The organism is Naasia sp. SYSU D00948 (assembly GCF_017916515.1).
Lineage (GTDB): Bacteria > Actinomycetota > Actinomycetes > Actinomycetales > Microbacteriaceae > Naasia.
On record NZ_JAFMTA010000001.1, the window covers coordinates 2,073,891 to 2,087,947 of the forward strand.

Annotated in this window: 17 protein-coding genes and 1 pseudogene; 15 read left to right on the forward strand and 3 right to left on the reverse strand. The window is 70.6% G+C overall.

The window, feature by feature from the left end:
* Positions 1 to 191 precede the first annotated feature (191 nt).
* The 4 genes and pseudogenes from rpsP (at position 192) to trmD (ending at position 2,404) form a co-directional block, all read left to right on the forward strand.
* Positions 192 to 605, forward strand: coding sequence for a 30S ribosomal protein S16 (rpsP, locus tag J3P30_RS09725; protein ID WP_210480837.1), 414 nt, complete (start codon positions 192 to 194; stop codon positions 603 to 605).
* 4 nt (positions 606 to 609) lie between these two features.
* Entirely contained in the window at positions 610 to 846 is a 237-nt protein-coding gene (locus tag J3P30_RS09730; protein ID WP_210480838.1) for an RNA-binding protein, read from the forward strand.
* A gap of 10 nt (positions 847 to 856) precedes the next feature.
* Positions 857 to 1,489: pseudogene (gene rimM, locus J3P30_RS15190) on the forward strand (ribosome maturation factor RimM); the annotation flags it as partial.
* 225 nt (positions 1,490 to 1,714) lie between these two features.
* Positions 1,715 to 2,404 (forward strand): tRNA (guanosine(37)-N1)-methyltransferase TrmD, encoded by a 690-nt coding sequence (gene trmD, locus J3P30_RS09740; protein ID WP_210480840.1) that lies wholly within the window; start codon positions 1,715 to 1,717, stop codon positions 2,402 to 2,404.
* A gap of 150 nt (positions 2,405 to 2,554) precedes the next feature.
* On the opposite strand, the gene map is transcribed toward trmD, so the two are convergent.
* Entirely contained in the window at positions 2,555 to 3,325 is a 771-nt protein-coding gene (map, locus tag J3P30_RS09745) for a type I methionyl aminopeptidase (protein WP_210480841.1), read from the reverse strand.
* 120 nt (positions 3,326 to 3,445) lie between these two features.
* Here map and J3P30_RS09750 point away from each other — a divergent pair, with 120 nt between their 5' ends.
* Positions 3,446 to 3,946 (forward strand): hypothetical protein, encoded by a 501-nt coding sequence (locus J3P30_RS09750; protein ID WP_210480842.1) that lies wholly within the window; start codon positions 3,446 to 3,448, stop codon positions 3,944 to 3,946.
* A gap of 184 nt (positions 3,947 to 4,130) precedes the next feature.
* Here the strand turns inward: J3P30_RS09750 and J3P30_RS09755 are convergent, their stop codons facing one another.
* The gene (locus tag J3P30_RS09755) at positions 4,131 to 5,030 is read right to left on the reverse strand and encodes a hypothetical protein (protein WP_210480843.1); all 900 of its coding nucleotides are present in this window, start codon (positions 5,028 to 5,030) and stop codon (positions 4,131 to 4,133) included.
* 455 nt (positions 5,031 to 5,485) lie between these two features.
* On the opposite strand from J3P30_RS09755, the gene rplS reads away from it, so the two are divergent.
* The 9 genes from rplS to J3P30_RS09800 all read left to right on the forward strand — a co-directional run bounded on the left by rplS (position 5,486) and on the right by J3P30_RS09800 (position 12,606).
* Positions 5,486 to 5,836, forward strand: coding sequence for a 50S ribosomal protein L19 (rplS, locus tag J3P30_RS09760; protein ID WP_210480844.1), 351 nt, complete (start codon positions 5,486 to 5,488; stop codon positions 5,834 to 5,836).
* A gap of 111 nt (positions 5,837 to 5,947) precedes the next feature.
* Complete coding sequence (gene lepB, locus J3P30_RS09765; RefSeq protein ID WP_374058550.1) at positions 5,948 to 6,718, forward strand: signal peptidase I; 771 nt, start codon at positions 5,948 to 5,950, stop codon at positions 6,716 to 6,718.
* Entirely contained in the window at positions 6,711 to 7,637 is a 927-nt protein-coding gene (locus J3P30_RS09770; protein WP_210480845.1) for a ribonuclease HII, read from the forward strand. The genes lepB and J3P30_RS09770 overlap by 8 nt, the downstream gene beginning before the upstream one ends.
* Before the next feature lie 50 nt (positions 7,638 to 7,687).
* Positions 7,688 to 8,011 carry a DUF2469 domain-containing protein gene (locus J3P30_RS09775; RefSeq protein ID WP_210480846.1) on the forward strand — a complete coding sequence of 108 codons (324 nt, stop codon included), beginning with the start codon at positions 7,688 to 7,690 and terminating at the stop codon, positions 8,009 to 8,011.
* Positions 8,012 to 8,029: 18 nt separating this feature from the next.
* Positions 8,030 to 8,335 (forward strand): hypothetical protein, encoded by a 306-nt coding sequence (locus J3P30_RS09780; RefSeq protein ID WP_210480847.1) that lies wholly within the window; start codon positions 8,030 to 8,032, stop codon positions 8,333 to 8,335.
* Between the two features lie 52 nt (positions 8,336 to 8,387).
* Entirely contained in the window at positions 8,388 to 8,744 is a 357-nt protein-coding gene (locus J3P30_RS09785; protein WP_210480848.1) for a YraN family protein, read from the forward strand.
* Positions 8,744 to 10,276: a YifB family Mg chelatase-like AAA ATPase gene (locus J3P30_RS09790; RefSeq protein ID WP_210480849.1), complete on the forward strand. Its 1,533-nt coding sequence runs from the start codon at positions 8,744 to 8,746 to the stop codon at positions 10,274 to 10,276. The genes J3P30_RS09785 and J3P30_RS09790 overlap by 1 nt, the downstream gene beginning before the upstream one ends.
* Entirely contained in the window at positions 10,273 to 11,478 is a 1,206-nt protein-coding gene (gene dprA, locus J3P30_RS09795) for a DNA-processing protein DprA (protein ID WP_307807461.1), read from the forward strand. The genes J3P30_RS09790 and dprA overlap by 4 nt, the downstream gene beginning before the upstream one ends.
* A gap of 102 nt (positions 11,479 to 11,580) precedes the next feature.
* Positions 11,581 to 12,606 (forward strand): zinc metalloprotease, encoded by a 1,026-nt coding sequence (locus J3P30_RS09800; protein WP_210480850.1) that lies wholly within the window; start codon positions 11,581 to 11,583, stop codon positions 12,604 to 12,606.
* A gap of 134 nt (positions 12,607 to 12,740) precedes the next feature.
* On the opposite strand, the gene J3P30_RS09805 is transcribed toward J3P30_RS09800, so the two are convergent.
* On the reverse strand, positions 12,741 to 12,974 hold the full coding sequence (locus J3P30_RS09805) for a hypothetical protein (RefSeq protein ID WP_210480851.1): 234 nt from the start codon (positions 12,972 to 12,974) through the stop codon (positions 12,741 to 12,743).
* A 76-nt stretch (positions 12,975 to 13,050) separates the two neighbouring features.
* Here J3P30_RS09805 and J3P30_RS09810 point away from each other — a divergent pair, with 76 nt between their 5' ends.
* On the forward strand, positions 13,051 to 13,992 hold the full coding sequence (locus J3P30_RS09810) for a LysR substrate-binding domain-containing protein (protein ID WP_210480852.1): 942 nt from the start codon (positions 13,051 to 13,053) through the stop codon (positions 13,990 to 13,992).
* Positions 13,993 to 14,057: the final 65 nt, after the last annotated feature.

Genomic DNA, 14,057 nt, shown 5'->3' on the forward strand with positions numbered 1-14,057 from the left:
CCCGGTGCACGCGCTGTTCCGGGGGCGGTCAGGGGATTCGCCGGATCGGCGTCCATCTGTCAGAATGATCAGTCGAGTCCGCGACGCCCGACCCTCTATCTGGCCTGCGGACTCCACCTTCGAGCTTCCGCCGTGTGTGCCCCCACGCTCCCGGCGCAGTTTCTCTCGTCCACCACGCACACAGGAGAATTGTGGCTGTCAAGATCCGTCTGAAGCGCCTGGGCAAGATCCGCGCGCCCTACTACCGCATCGTCGTCGCCGACTCGCGCACCAAGCGCGACGGCCGCGTCATCGAGGAGATCGGGAAGTACCACCCGACCGAGCACCCCTCGCTCATCGAGGTCGACTCGGAGCGTGCCCAGTACTGGCTCGGCGTCGGCGCGCAGCCGACTGAGCAGGTCGCGGCGCTCCTCAAGCTGACCGGCGACTGGGGCAAGTTCAAGGGCGACAAGGACGCTATGAGCACCGTCCAGGTGAAGGAGCCCAAGGCTCCGTTCGTCGCCGGCGACAAGAAGTCGGTCCTCCGCCCCAAGTCGGAGCAGCCCGCTCCGGCCGCCGAGGCGCCGGCCGCCGACGAGGCCGCCGAGACCCCGGCTGCCGAGTAGTCCGATGCTCGCGGACGCACTCGAGCATCTCGTCAAGGGGATCGTCGACAACCCGGACCAGGTGACGGTCTCGGAGCGGTCGACCCCTCGTGGCGACCTGCTCGAGGTCCGCGTGCACCCGGACGACCTGGGTCGCGTGATCGGCCGCTCCGGCCGCACCGCGAAGGCGCTGCGGACCCTCGTGACGGCGCTCGCCGACGGCCGGCGCGTCCGCGTCGACGTCGTCGACACCGACGAGTAGCACCGGAGCAGTGGCGAGGAAGCAGGCGGGCGGCCGGTCCGCTCAGACGCAGCTTCGGGTCGGGCGCCTCACGAAGGCGCACGGCCTGAAGGGCGCGCTCAAGCTCGAGCTGTTCACCGACGACCCGGAGCGCCGCTTCGTGCCCGGGGCCGAGTTCGCGCTCCAGGTGCCGACCTCGTCACCGTGGCACGGCAAGCGCATCACGCTCACCGAGCTGCGCTGGTACAACGGACAGCCCGTCGGCTTCTTCGAGGGCGTCACCGACCGCACCGGTGCGGAGAGCCTCGTGAAGGCGATCCTCTGGGTCGACCAGTCCGCGGACGAGCCCCAGGAGGAGGACGCCTGGTACGACCACCAGCTCATCGGGCTGGGGGTCGTGCGGGAGGGCGAGCGCATCGGATCGATCGCGCGCGTCGAGCACCTGCCCGCCCAGGACCTCCTCGTCGTGAAGACGGGCGACCGCGAGGTGATGGTCCCCTTCGTGAAGGCGATCGTCCCGACGGTCGACACCGAGCGCGGCATCGTGACCGTCACCCCGCCCACGGGTCTCTTCGAGGACCTGCCGGACGAGGACGAGTCCGACCGCCCGGCTCGCGTGGCTGCTGAGCCGGAGGCGCCGTCGGCGTCGGACGCTGCGTCCGACGGGCCCGGGGACGTTGCGACCGATGCTTTCTCCGCTTGCGACGAGCACGCCGAGCGCGATGCGGCCTCGGAGGCCGACGCCGCCTACACGTCGACCGTGCCGGCGCCCGGCTCCCAGCCGGAGGCGGCGACCGCCGACGGCGGCGCGGAGGCCGCTGCAGAGGGCGAAGACGCGAAGCCGACGACCGGCGCCGAATCCGCGTCCCGCGGCTGACCGGAGCGCACGGTGCGCATCGACATCGTCACGATCTTCCCGTCGTTCTTCGACGTCCTCGACGTCTCGCTGCTCGGGAAGGCGCGGACCCAGGGGCTGCTCGACGTCCGGTCGCACGACCTGCGCGACTTCACGCACGACCGGCACCGGACGGTCGACGACACCCCGTACGGCGGGGGAGCCGGCATGGTCATGCGTCCCGAGCCGTGGGGTGAGGCGCTCGACACGATCCTCGCCGAGGACGGCGATCCCCTGGTCGTCTTCCCGACGCCCGCCGGTGAGCGGTTCTCCCAGGCGATCGCGGGGGAGCTGGCGCAGGAGCAGCACCTCGTCTTCGCCTGCGGACGCTACGAGGGCATCGACCAGCGCGTCGTCGAGCACGCGGCCCGGCGGGCGCGCGTGCGGGAGCTGAGCCTCGGCGACTACGTCCTGAACGGAGGCGAGGTCGCGGCGCTCGCCATGATCGAGGCGGTTGCGCGGCTCGTGCCCGGCGTCATCGGCAACCCCGCGAGCCTCGACGAGGAGAGCCACGCCGAGGGCCTGCTCGAGTACCCGAGCTACACGAAGCCGGCGTCCTGGCGCGGCCTCGAGGTCCCGCCGGTCCTGCTGAGCGGCAACCACGGCGAGATCGCGAAGTGGCGCCGCGCCCAGCAGGAGGAGCGCACCCGCCGCGTCCGCCCCGACCTGCTCCCCGGCCCCTGAGCCCCCGCCGCCATGTGCGCGGATCAGGAGATCCGGCGCCGATCAGGATGCCTGGCTGGATCTGATCGCGGTTCAGGATTGGGCGCGGCGTGTCGCGCCGGATCTCCTGATCCGCGCACACGCCCGGACGGGAGCCGGGGAGCCGCGATCCTAGCGGGAGCGCTGAGTGAGGACGAGCGGCCCGTTCTCGGTGATCGCCACCGTGTGCTCGCTGTGGGCGCCGCGGGAGCCGTCCGCGCTGCGGAGAGTCCAGCCGTCCTCGTCCGTGTAGAGCTGGTCCGTGGTGGCGAGCAGCCACGGCTCGATCGCGATGACGAGGCCCGGCTTGAGCTTGAGGCCCCGGCCCGCGCGCCCGTTGTTGGGCACGTGCGGGTCGCCGTGCATCGTCCGTCCCACGCCGTGCCCGCCGAAGTCGAGGTTCACCGAGTACCCGGCTGCCTCGCAGACGTCGCCGATCGCGGCCGAGATGTCGCCGAGCTTGTTCCCGGCCACTGCCTGCGAGATGCCGGCCTCGAGCGCGCGCTCGGTGGTCGCGATCAGCTTGAGGTCGGCGTCGAGCGGCGTGCCGGCGACCACGGTGAGCGCGGAGTCGGCGACCCAGCCGTCGACGGACGCGGCGAAGTCGATGCTGACGACGTCGCCGTCCTGGATGACGTAGTCGTGGGGGAGTCCGTGCAGGACCGCGTCGTTCACGGAGGTGCAGAGCACCTTGCCGAAGGGCATCGCGCCGAACGACGGGTGGTAGTCGATGTAGCAGCTCTCCGCCCCGCGCTCCTTGATCATGCGGTGCGCGAGCGAATCGAGCTCGAGGAGGTTCACGCCGACCTTGATCTCGTCCCGGAGCCGCTCGAGCACGCTCGCCACGAACGCCCCCGCCGGGCGCATGGCCTCGATCTCGGCCGGTGTCCTGAGCTCGATCATCGGTCTCCTCGCTTCTGCTCCAGTCGACCCTAACGCCCCTGACCCACCGCCACTTCCGGCCGGGAACGCTCGCCGCGAACACCCTGCCGCCGGCCCGGTCCTCGGGCTTAGGCTCGGCTCATGGTCGTGCGCAGGGCCTTCTTCTACTGGCAGTTCGCCGCAGTGGTCGCGCTGCCCGCGTGGCTGCTCCTCGGCTGGGCGATCTGGGGGAGCGCGGGCGACTTCGCCGGCATCGCCATCGCGACGCCCTTCCTCGTCCTCGCGCTGCTCGGCGTCGCGGGCGTCACCTTCGCCCGGAAGTCCGTGCGGAGCACCCGGGCGGTGTCCTGGATCGACGTGGCCGCGGCCGGCCTCTGGCACGTCTTCGTGATCGCGACAGGGTTCTTCGGGCCCGGAACCGCCGCGTTCGCGGCCCTCTCGGTCGCGACCGGCATCCTCGCGTTCTGGGCGGCGGCCTGGCAGCTCGTGGACGAGACCCGCAGACGCGTGAAGAAGGTGTTCGAGACGATCGAGCGGGCCGCGGTGCCCTATCAGCCGCGCCGAACTCCGATCGACGCGGGCGAGTACATCGTCGTCAAGCCCTCGGACCCCGCCGTCCGCCCCTCGGATCCGCCGCGCTGACGGCCTCCACGTCGAGATGCCACGGTCTGGGATCGACAGCGCGAGGCTTAGGCGATCGCTCGCTCTGAAAGCCGCTCTCGACCGCGAAAAATAGTTCATTCGTGAAGTCGGGTCGCTGCGCCTTGGGCCGGCTTTCCTTTCCTTGCGGTGCATGTGACCAACGATCCGCGACCTAGGCGTGCTCTCACCCTGCTACATCTCCCGGCTCTGCGCCGCCAGTAGTAGGTGGTCTCGCACCCAGATCCACTTGGACGCTACCTTGCTGTGCCGTGTTCAAGTAGACGTTGGAACCCTTCGCGGTCACCTCCACATTGGCGGCGGCTTCCATCCTTCGCTCGGACAGCGATCGGATTATCTGCGCGAGAATGCGAGCCATTGGAAGGACGTGAGGCAGTAAAAGAACGAGCAGTATAATGCGGGCTCCGAGGGCAGCGAGCTCCATCAGTCCACCGAAGAAATACGAGTTGCTGAGCGCCGCTGGAACTATCAGCGCGAGTGAGCCGAATAGGAGGAAGGGATAGATGTGCTCCGCGTCCTGCTGAGCGCGTGCGGCGCCCCTGCGTTGGAACCGGACATCCTCGTCCTGGAACTGTCCGTAAGGGGTCCATCCCGAAGGGAACTTGCCGTCGAGTACGAAGCGGAAGGTGGCAGCCTGCTGCGGCTCCAACTGATCCAGTAGGAAGATCACCTCATTCGGTTCCTCAGCCGCATCTTCTGCCTCGCGCACGCCGAGTTCCCGCTGCGGCTTCGGATCGAGGTAGTGCTCGAGCAATTGAACGTCCGGGCCGAACGAGAACCGCAGACGCTGCGCTTTGACCGTTCTTCTTCCGGTGTTCTCGATATGGCAGGTGACAAGCGACAGAGATTCTACGCGACGAGCGTTGTAAAGGATCTCAACCTTGTGCGCGATGTCGGGCAGGACTGAAGCCAACCCGGTTTCTAGGGAGGCGTCCCAGGAGATGGACTTCCGCTCCCGCTGCGCCTTCACGCGATCCAATAGCAGCGCGAAGGCAAACCCTAAGCCAGCGCCTAGTACCGCGAGTAAAACGTTGGTAGCGAGATCCTCGTTCAGAAGTTTCTCCATGGCAGCTCCTTGCCTCCGAATCTGAAGGAACGCGGTGGTTGGGCCTCCGGGCGGCGCCGTGCCCGCTGCTAGGGGCTCCTTCCTATGCCTGTCCTACCTCCGCGCCTGGAGCTTCCGCCAGAGACTGATGGGCGCGGCCAACGAAAAACGTCCTGTCTGGAGCGCCTCAGCTCCCAAGCGACGCTTCGCATCCGGACCGGCAGATCGCCGCGGGGTACGGCGGGTTGATGCGGCACCACCGCGGCACGGCACCACGCGCGCGCCGGCGCCGGCGTCCTCGATTGCAGGAGCCGTCCGCGCTGTGACACAATTGACGATCGTGCCGCGGCCGGTTCTGCCGCAGGGGAGCCAGCTTCTTCCGCGGCCTTCTCTCCGATGATCTCCCGGTTCCGCGCTGTCGTGCGGGATCGACGACGAGTAGCCGACCTGCGGCGGGTACAGGAAGCAGCACTCCCATGAGCAATCTCCTCGACCAGGTCGACGCGGCCTCCCTCAAGTCGGACGTCCCCGACTTCCGCCCCGGCGACACCGTCAAGGTGCACGTCAACATCGTCGAAGGCAACCGGACCCGCGTCCAGGTCTTCCAGGGCGTCGTCATCGGCCGCCAGGGCCACGGCGTCCGCGAGACGTTCACCGTCCGCAAAATCAGCTTCCAGGTGGGCGTCGAGCGCACCTTCCCGGTGCACTCGCCGGTCATCGACCGCATCGAGATCGTGACCCGCGGTGATGTCCGTCGGGCGAAGCTGTACTACCTGCGCAGCCTGCGCGGCAAGAAGGCCAAGATCCGCGAGAAGCGCGAAGCCTGAGACCCTCTGCGAACCCCCGCGACATACACTGTCGCGGGGGTTCGTTCTTCGGCCGGTGCCCACGGCCAGCACGCAGACGGGTAGACCGATTTGACCGACAGTGCCGCATCGGTGGTGGGGGGTTCGGACCGCGATCCGGACACTGGCGGGTCTGCGGATGGAGGCCGCCGCTCCCTGCGCCAGGCGGAGCGCCGTCGTAAGAGCGCCGCGCTGTTCCTGCGCGACGTCCTCGTCATCCTCGTCGTCGCGGTCCTCGTCTCGTTCCTCATCAAGACGTTCCTGATCCGGTCGTTTTACATCCCGTCCGCGTCCATGGAGGACACGCTCGAGATCAACGACCGGATCATCGTCAACCAGCTCGAGCCCTCGATCTTCCCGCTCGCGCACGGCGACGTCGTCGTCTTCCGCGATCCTGGGGGATGGCTGCCCCCGCAGACCGAGGTGCAGCAGCCGCCGCTGATCGCCGCCCTCGAGTGGCTCCTCTCGATCGTCGGACTGGCCGCGCCCGACAGCAACGACCACCTGATCAAGCGCGCGATCGGCCTTCCCGGCGACCAGGTCGTCTGCTGCAACGCGCTCGGTCAGATGTCCGTCAACGGCGTGCCGCTCGACGAGCCGTACGTGAAGCTGCCGAGCGGCGTCTCGAAGGTCAGCGAGCTCGACTTCGACGTCACCGTTCCGGACGGGTACCTCTGGGTGATGGGCGACAACCGCTACAACTCGCGGGACTCGCGCTACAACACCGACAAGCCGGGCGACGGCTTCGTGCCGCTCGCCAACGTCGTCGGCCGCGCGTTCGTCATCAGCTGGCCCCTCGATCGCTGGGTCTGGCTGGACAACTATCCCGACACCTTCCGGGGGGTGGAGGAAGCGGATGGCTGAGCGGGCCAGATCGACGGCTGAGCGGGCCAAGCCGAAGGCCGCCACGCCGCCCACCCTGCGGCGGGAGAAGGACCTCGCCCGACAGGGAGCCCGCTGGGTGATCGGCTGCGACGAGGTCGGCCGGGGAGCCATCGCCGGTCCCGTCGCGGTCGGGCTCTGCGTCGTCGACCTGTCGAAGCGGACGCCGCGCGGGCTGCGCGACTCGAAGCTGCTGCCGGAGCCGCGGCGCGTGGCGCTCGAGCCCGTGGTGCGGCGCTGGGCGGTTTCCTCCTCGGTGGGGATGGCGAGCAACGCCGAGATCGACGAGTTCGGACTCAGCGCGGCGCTCGGGCTCGCCGGCGCGCGGGCTCTCGCCGCCCTGCTCGAGGACGGCTTCCCCTGCTCCGAGGACGCGGTCGTCCTCCTCGACGGCAACTGGGACTACCTGACCCCGGGCATGAGGGCGGCGGGCATCTCCGAGCGGCCCCGGGTCACCACCCGGATCAAGGCCGACCTCACCTGCGCGTCCGTGTCCGGCGCCTCCGTGCTCGCCAAGGTCGCCCGCGACAGCCTCATGATCGGCCTCCACGACGATCACCCGCCCTACGGGTGGGTCAGCAACAAGGGGTACGGCTCGCGCACCCACTGGGCGGCGATCGACGAGCACGGGGCCACCGACTTCCACCGGCACACCTGGCTGCGGACTCCTTCGCTGTTCGACCTCGAGGACGAGGCCGAGGCCGTCGGCGCCATGGAGGACGCCGAGTTCGGCGACCTCGACGGCGGCGAGGGCGTCGAGGATCTCGACGACGGCGAGGGCTTCGACGGCGGCGAGGACGAGGCCGATCTCGGCGACCCGGACGAGCTCCCGGACTTCGTCGAGCAGCTCGACCCGTCGGATCCGCGGCTCGCCGCGACGCCGTCCGCTCCCGCCTCCTGAGCCACGCCGCACCAGCCGTCCGCCGGTCCCGCGGACGTAGGATGGTGCAAATGGACGAGGACGAGTTCGAGGACTACGACCGCGAGGTCGAGCTGGCGCTGTACCGCGAGTACCGGGACATCGTCGGCCAGTTCAAGTACGTCGTGGAGACCGAGCGCCGGTTCTACCTGGCGAACGAGGTGGAGCTCGTCCGCCGCGACACGGAGCACGACTTCTACTTCGAGCTCACAATGCACGACGTTTGGGTCTGGGACGTGTACCGCGCGGACCGCTTCGTGAAGTCCGTTCGCGTCCTCACGTTCAAGGACGTCAACGTCGAGGAGCTGTCCTCGAAGGAGCTGGAGCTCCCGCAGGAGCTCGCCCTCGACGAGTAGCGCGACGGGAGGCTCGCGATGGCCGGCGAGCGGCGGCTGGTGTTCTGGCTGCAGCTGTCCTTCGCCGGGGACTTCGTGCTCGCCGCCCTCGCCATCGCGCTGCTCTGGAGCGACGAGATCGCCGGCTCGTATCTCCTCCTGTTCGTCGCCCTCCGCGCCGTGATCGGCGCGATCGCGCTGTTCTGGCTTGCGCCCCGCGCCGCTCGCGAGGTCGGCAGCGGGGATCGCCGGGTCGAGGACGAGCTCGGCCCGCGCTGGCGGATCGACGGCGGGGAGCTTCCTCCACAGGACGGGCCCGAGGCCGACACCGCACCGTCGCGCTGACCGCCGCCGTTTCCAGCCCTACGTGCGGCCACCCTCCCCGTGGGAGGTCGGAGTGGCGCAGAAGGACGAGCTCGGACGATGGGGTGAGGATGTCGCCGCCGCGCGGCTGACACGCCTGGGCTACGACGTGATCGACCGCAACTGGCGGTGCCTGCAGGGCGAGATCGACATCGTCGCCCGCGTGCGCGGCGGCACCGCCTTCGTCGAGGTGAAGACGCGATCCTCCCTCGCCTTCGGCCACCCCTTCGAGGCGATCACCAGCGCGAAGCTCGCGCGCCTGCACGGTCTGGCGCTCGCCTGGTGCCGGGCCCATCCCGGCCGCCACGGTCGCCTCCGGGTCGATGTCGTCGCGGTCATCGGCACGGTCGGCACGGAGCCGGCGGTCGAGCTGCTCGAGGACGTGTTCTGATGCCGGTCGGTCGCGCCCGCTGCGTCGCGCTCGTGGGACTCTCCGGGGCCCTCGTGGACGTCGAGGCCGAGCTGTCGAACCAGAAGCCGGGATTCAAGCTCATCGGGCTCCCGGACTCGGCGCTCCGTGAGGCGGAGCAGCGCGTCCGGGCGGCGATCGCGAACTCGGGGCTGGAGTGGCCGAAGCGGAAGCTGACGGTCAACCTGTCGCCCGCGGACCTGCCCAAGCAGGGCTCGGGGTTCGACCTCGCGATCGCGGTGGCGACACTGGCGACGAGCGGGCAGCTTCCGGCCGATTCCGCGGCGCCCGTCGCCCATCTCGGCGAGCTGGCGTTGGACGGGCGGCTGAGGCCCATGCGCGGCGTCCTTCCCGCAGTCCTGGCCGCCGCTCGCGCGGGGGCCGGCACCGTCCTGGTTCCGGCGGCGAACCGCGCGGAGGCGGAGCTGGTCGGAGACATCCGGGTCGTCGGCGTGGCCAGCCTCCGGGAGGCGGCGATCTGGCACGGGGCCCAGCTCGAGCCTCAGCCGGTCGACGAGCTCCTGCCGCCGCCGCCTCCGCCCGCGGCAGCTCCGGCCGGCGACCTCGCCGACATCGTCGGCAACGACGACGCGGTGGAGGCGCTCGTCGTCGCCGCGGCCGGCGGGCACCACATGCTGCTCGTCGGTCCCCCCGGCGCGGGGAAGACCATGCTCGCGGCCCGGCTCCCTACCGTCCTGCCGCCGCTCGAGCCCGAGGCGTCCCTCGACGTCACCTCCGTGCGGTCCCTCTGCGGCCTCCCGGTGGGTTCCGCGCTCGTCACCGAGCCGCCGTTCGAGAGCCCCCATCACACCGCGACGCCCGCCGCGATGGTCGGTGGGGGGAGCTCCGTCATCCGCCCCGGAGCCGCCGCCCGCGCATCCTCGGGGGTCCTGTTCCTCGACGAGGCGCCCGAGTTCAGCGCCGCAGCCCTCGAGACCCTCCGGCAGCCGCTCGAGTCCGGCGAGATCACGATCGCGAGGGCGAGCGCCGTCGCCCGGTTCCCTGGCCGTTTCCAGCTCGTGCTCGCGGCGAACCCCTGTCCCTGCGGAGAGTGGGGAGCGCCGGAGAACCGGTGCACCTGCCCCGTCGCCGTCCGCATGCGCTACCTCAAGCGCCTGTCCGGTCCGCTCCTGGACCGCATCGACATCCGCCTGCGCGTGGCCCGCGTCACGGCCGTCCAGCTCCGGCTGCAGAGCGAGGCTCCCCGCACCGATTCGGCGACCGCCCGTGCGCGCGTCGCCCAGGCCCGATCCCGTGCCGCCCAGCGGCTGGCGGGCACGGCATGGAGCACGAACGCTCAGGTGCCCGGTCCCTGGTTGCGGTCGAGGCCGGTCGCTCTCGACCGCGCGGTGCTCGCCCCCGTCGACCGCGCGCTCGAGCGAGGGGTCATCACGATGCGCGGCTACGACCGCGTCCTCCGGCTGTCGTGGACGCTTGCCGACCTCGACGGCGTCGAGCGACCGGGGCCCGACCAGGTCGGACGCGCACTGCTGCTGAGGAGGTCCGTGACGTGATCCCGGGGATCGACGAGAGGACGGCACGGACGGCGGTCGCCGGTGTCCGTCCGGACACCGAAGCCCGGGGTTCCGAGGCCGTGTGGGACCTGTTCGCGCGAGCGGCGTGGAGCGGCATCGCGGAACCCGGGGACGCCGTCGCCGGGACGCTCATCGAGGCTTTGGGCGCAGAGGGCGGCCTCGTGGCGGTCATCGAGGGGCACGACCCGGGCCGGCTGGCAAGGGAGCTCGAGGAGGCATCGGGGGAGCCCGTGGGGGAGAGTGCCCTCCGTGCGGCTCAGGGGCGGTGGGCTCCCCGCCTGGTCGCCTCGGACGCGCTGCGCTTCCTGACGTCGGCGGCGGCTCGCGGTGTCGGCCTGCTGGTACCCGACGATCCCGCCTGGCCCGCGGGCTTCGCGGACCTCGGCCTCCACCGTCCCGCTGCCCTCTGGTTCCTCGGAAACCCGGACCTGCTGCGGCAGCCGCTCCCCCTCGCCGTGGTGGGTGCGCGAACCGCGACCGGGTACGGCGAGCACGTGTGCGCCGAGGCGGCGTCCGGGCTCGCCGAGCGGGGGTTCTCCATTGTGTCCGGCGCCGCCTACGGGATCGACGGGATGGCGCACCGGGCTGCGCTCGCGGCGGGCGGGCCGACGGTCGCGTTCCTCGCCGGCGGGGTCGACCGCTTCTACCCGAGCGGACACGCGGCGCTGCTCCAGCGCATCGCCGAGGCGGGGGCGGTCGTCGCGGAGCTCCCGTGCGGATCCTCTCCCACGCGCTGGAGGTTCCTCCAGCGAAACAGGCTCATCGCGGCGGCATCGCTCGCGACGATCGTCGTCGAGGCCGGGCTGCGGTCCGGATCCCTCAACACCGCCGGTCACGCCGCCGCCCTGGGACGGCCGCTGGGGGCGGTGCCGGGTCCCGTCACGTCCGCGACATCGGCCGGATGCCACCGGCTCCTGCGAGAGTTCGACGCGGTGTGCGTGACGAACGCGGACGAGATGGCGGAGCTCGTCCTCGGACCGTCTTCTCCCGGCCCACCTGCGCCGGCCTCCCGGGACCCAGAGCAGGAGCGCGTGCTCGACGCGCTGTCGACCCGGCCCCGAACGCTCGAGGAGCTCGCGCGGCACTCCGGCCTCAGCCTCGCCTCGGTCCGGGCGGCGCTCGGCGTCCTCGAGCTGGAGGGCCTGGCGAAGGAGGGCAGGTCGGGTTGGACGCGCGGCTGAACGACGTAGACCTCTCTGGCCTTTCGTCCCTGGGCGACCTCGAGCGGACGGAGTTGAGTGGACGCCGTCCGCAGTCCACGCTCTCAGCAGAGAGAACGCACCATGGCTCGTCACTCGTTCCCGGCGATCCGACACGCAGCACTCGCGGTCGTCCTCGCGACGATCCTCGCTCCGGCCGTGGTCGCCCCCGCTGCGGCCGCCCCGCCGCCGACGGTATCGAGCACCACCGCGGAGTGCGCCGAAGAGGCGATGTCCACGGCGGGCGTCTCGGCCGACGGCCAGGGCGAGGATCCGAACGATGTCAGCCGTGAGCGCGTCGAGTCCGTCGAGGCGCTGCTCGCCGGCGCCGCACAACAGGCGATCCTCCGCCTCCTTTCCCGGCTGGGCGATCTGGATCACCTCCGAGTGACGGTCCCGGTGCATGTGCACGTGATCACCCGCGACGACGGCTCCGGCGCTCCCTCCCAGGACCGCCTCGACGCTCAACTCGAGGTGCTCAACTCGGCCTTCGCGGGCCAGGCGTCCGCGGCGTCGTCCGCCACGGTCTTCCGATTTGCGGTGCACTCCATCGACTACACCGCGAACAGCGACTGGTACGACTGGTTCCTGTTCGGCGACACGGACGATGCGGAAGCCAAGACCGCCCTGCATCGCGGGGGGCCGGGCGAGCTGGACCTCTACATCACCGGACTCCAGGACGCCCTCGGCTACGCGACGTTCCCGTTCGACAATGCCGGACCGCTCGACGGCGTCGTGATCTCCGCGGAGACACTCCCCGGAGGAGGTCAGGACCTCTACAACCTGGGAGACCGGCTCGTCCACGAGGTGGGCCACTGGCTCGGCCTCTTCCACACCTTCGAGAACGGATGCGAGAGCCCGGGCGACGGCGTCCCCGACACCCCGTACCAGCACGACGGCGACAACATCGTCTCCTGCAGCGAGTTCGAGGACACGTGCCCCGCGCCCGGACTCGACCCCGTGCACAACTTCATGAGCTACGGCGATGACCACTGCATCGACCGGTTCACGCCCGGTCAGTCGGTGCGGATGCTGCTGGCCTGGTTCGCATTCCGAGGCGCCTCGTCGCACCTTGGGCCGCTCCTCCCGATGGGCACGCTCGGCTGGTGACGAGGCGGGGGCGCCGGTAGAACCAGCGACGCGACCCGGTCAGTGAGGTGACCGAGGCGGATGCACGAACGCCCCTTCCCGAACACGTCGGGAAGGGGCGTCGGACGAGGCTGGCGAGCCTCGGGGCCGAGGTGTCAGGCGGCCAGCGGCAGGGACTTCGGCGTGATGTCGGTGACGACGGCGGTGTGAACCGGGACCTTCCGCCAGACGCGGGCCGGGGTCTCCATCCGAGCGAGGATCTCGTCGATCTGGGCGGGGGAGCCGACCGTCCTGTAGAGGTGGCGCAGCGTCCTCTCCGCCTCGCGGCGGGAACGCTGGAGCTCGAGCTGGCGGCGAACGCGGGCACTGAAGCTGGTTGCGGAGGACATGGAACAAGTCTGATTTCCGGACACTCATGCGTCCAATGCCAGAAGCGATAAGAATCTATGCACTAGCGTCATGAGTGTGGATACCGAAGTGTTGCGCTGGTTCCAGCAGGTCGCCGACGGAGCCACCGTCACCGAGGTCGCGGAGCTGCAGATAATCAGCCAGCCGGCCGTATCCCGGGCCCTGGCCCGGCTCGAGGACGAGCTGGGCACCCCGCTGCTCTCCAAGAGCGGCCGCGTGCTGCGGTTGACGCACGCGGGCGCGGTCTTCAAGCGTCACGCGGACGCGGTGCTCCACCAGCTCGACGACGGTCTCGCGGCCGTGAGCGAGCTGCTCGACCCCGAGACCGGAACGGTTGCGCTGGCGTTCCAGCCGTCGCTCGGGACCTGGCTCGTGCCCGCTCTCATCAGCGACTTCAGCGCCCGCCATCCTTCCGTCCGGTTCCGGCTCGAGCAGTCCCAGGACTCGCTGCTGTCGAGCCCCGTCACCGGTGGAGGCATCGACCTGGAGTTCACGGCGCGGAGACTCCGTGGGCAGGAGATCGACTGGAAGCGACTGGTTACCGAGCCGCTGTGGCTCGCGGTGCCCTCCGATCATCGGCTCGCAGGTCGCCGACAGGCCGCCCTCGCCGAGGTCGCCGCCGAGGACTTCGTGATGCTCCACCGGGGCTGGGAGCTCCGAGCGCGCTCCGAGGAGCTCTGCGCGGCAGCCGGGTTCACCCCGTCCGTGACCTTCGAGGGCGACGACCTCGCGATGGTTCGAGGTTTCGTGGCTGCGGGGCTCGGAGTCTCCATCGTTCCCGCCCCACCGGGAGCCGCCACCCGCTGGGCCGGGCGGGAGCGCCTGGTGGAGATCGCCGACGCGGGGGCCTCGCGGGATGTCGGGCTGGCCTGGTCCCGCGAGCGCCACCTGCTGCCGGCGGCGCAGCTCTTCCGGCAGCACGTCCTGGAGGCCGACCTGCAGACGCTGTTCAGCGCGCGTGGCGGCGAGGAGCAGGCCGCATCGGCTGAGCGCTCCTGAGGGACGCGGTCCGGCGGAGGTTCACGAGCGACGCTCGCCGGACCCGGCCTGATGCGCGCCTCCCG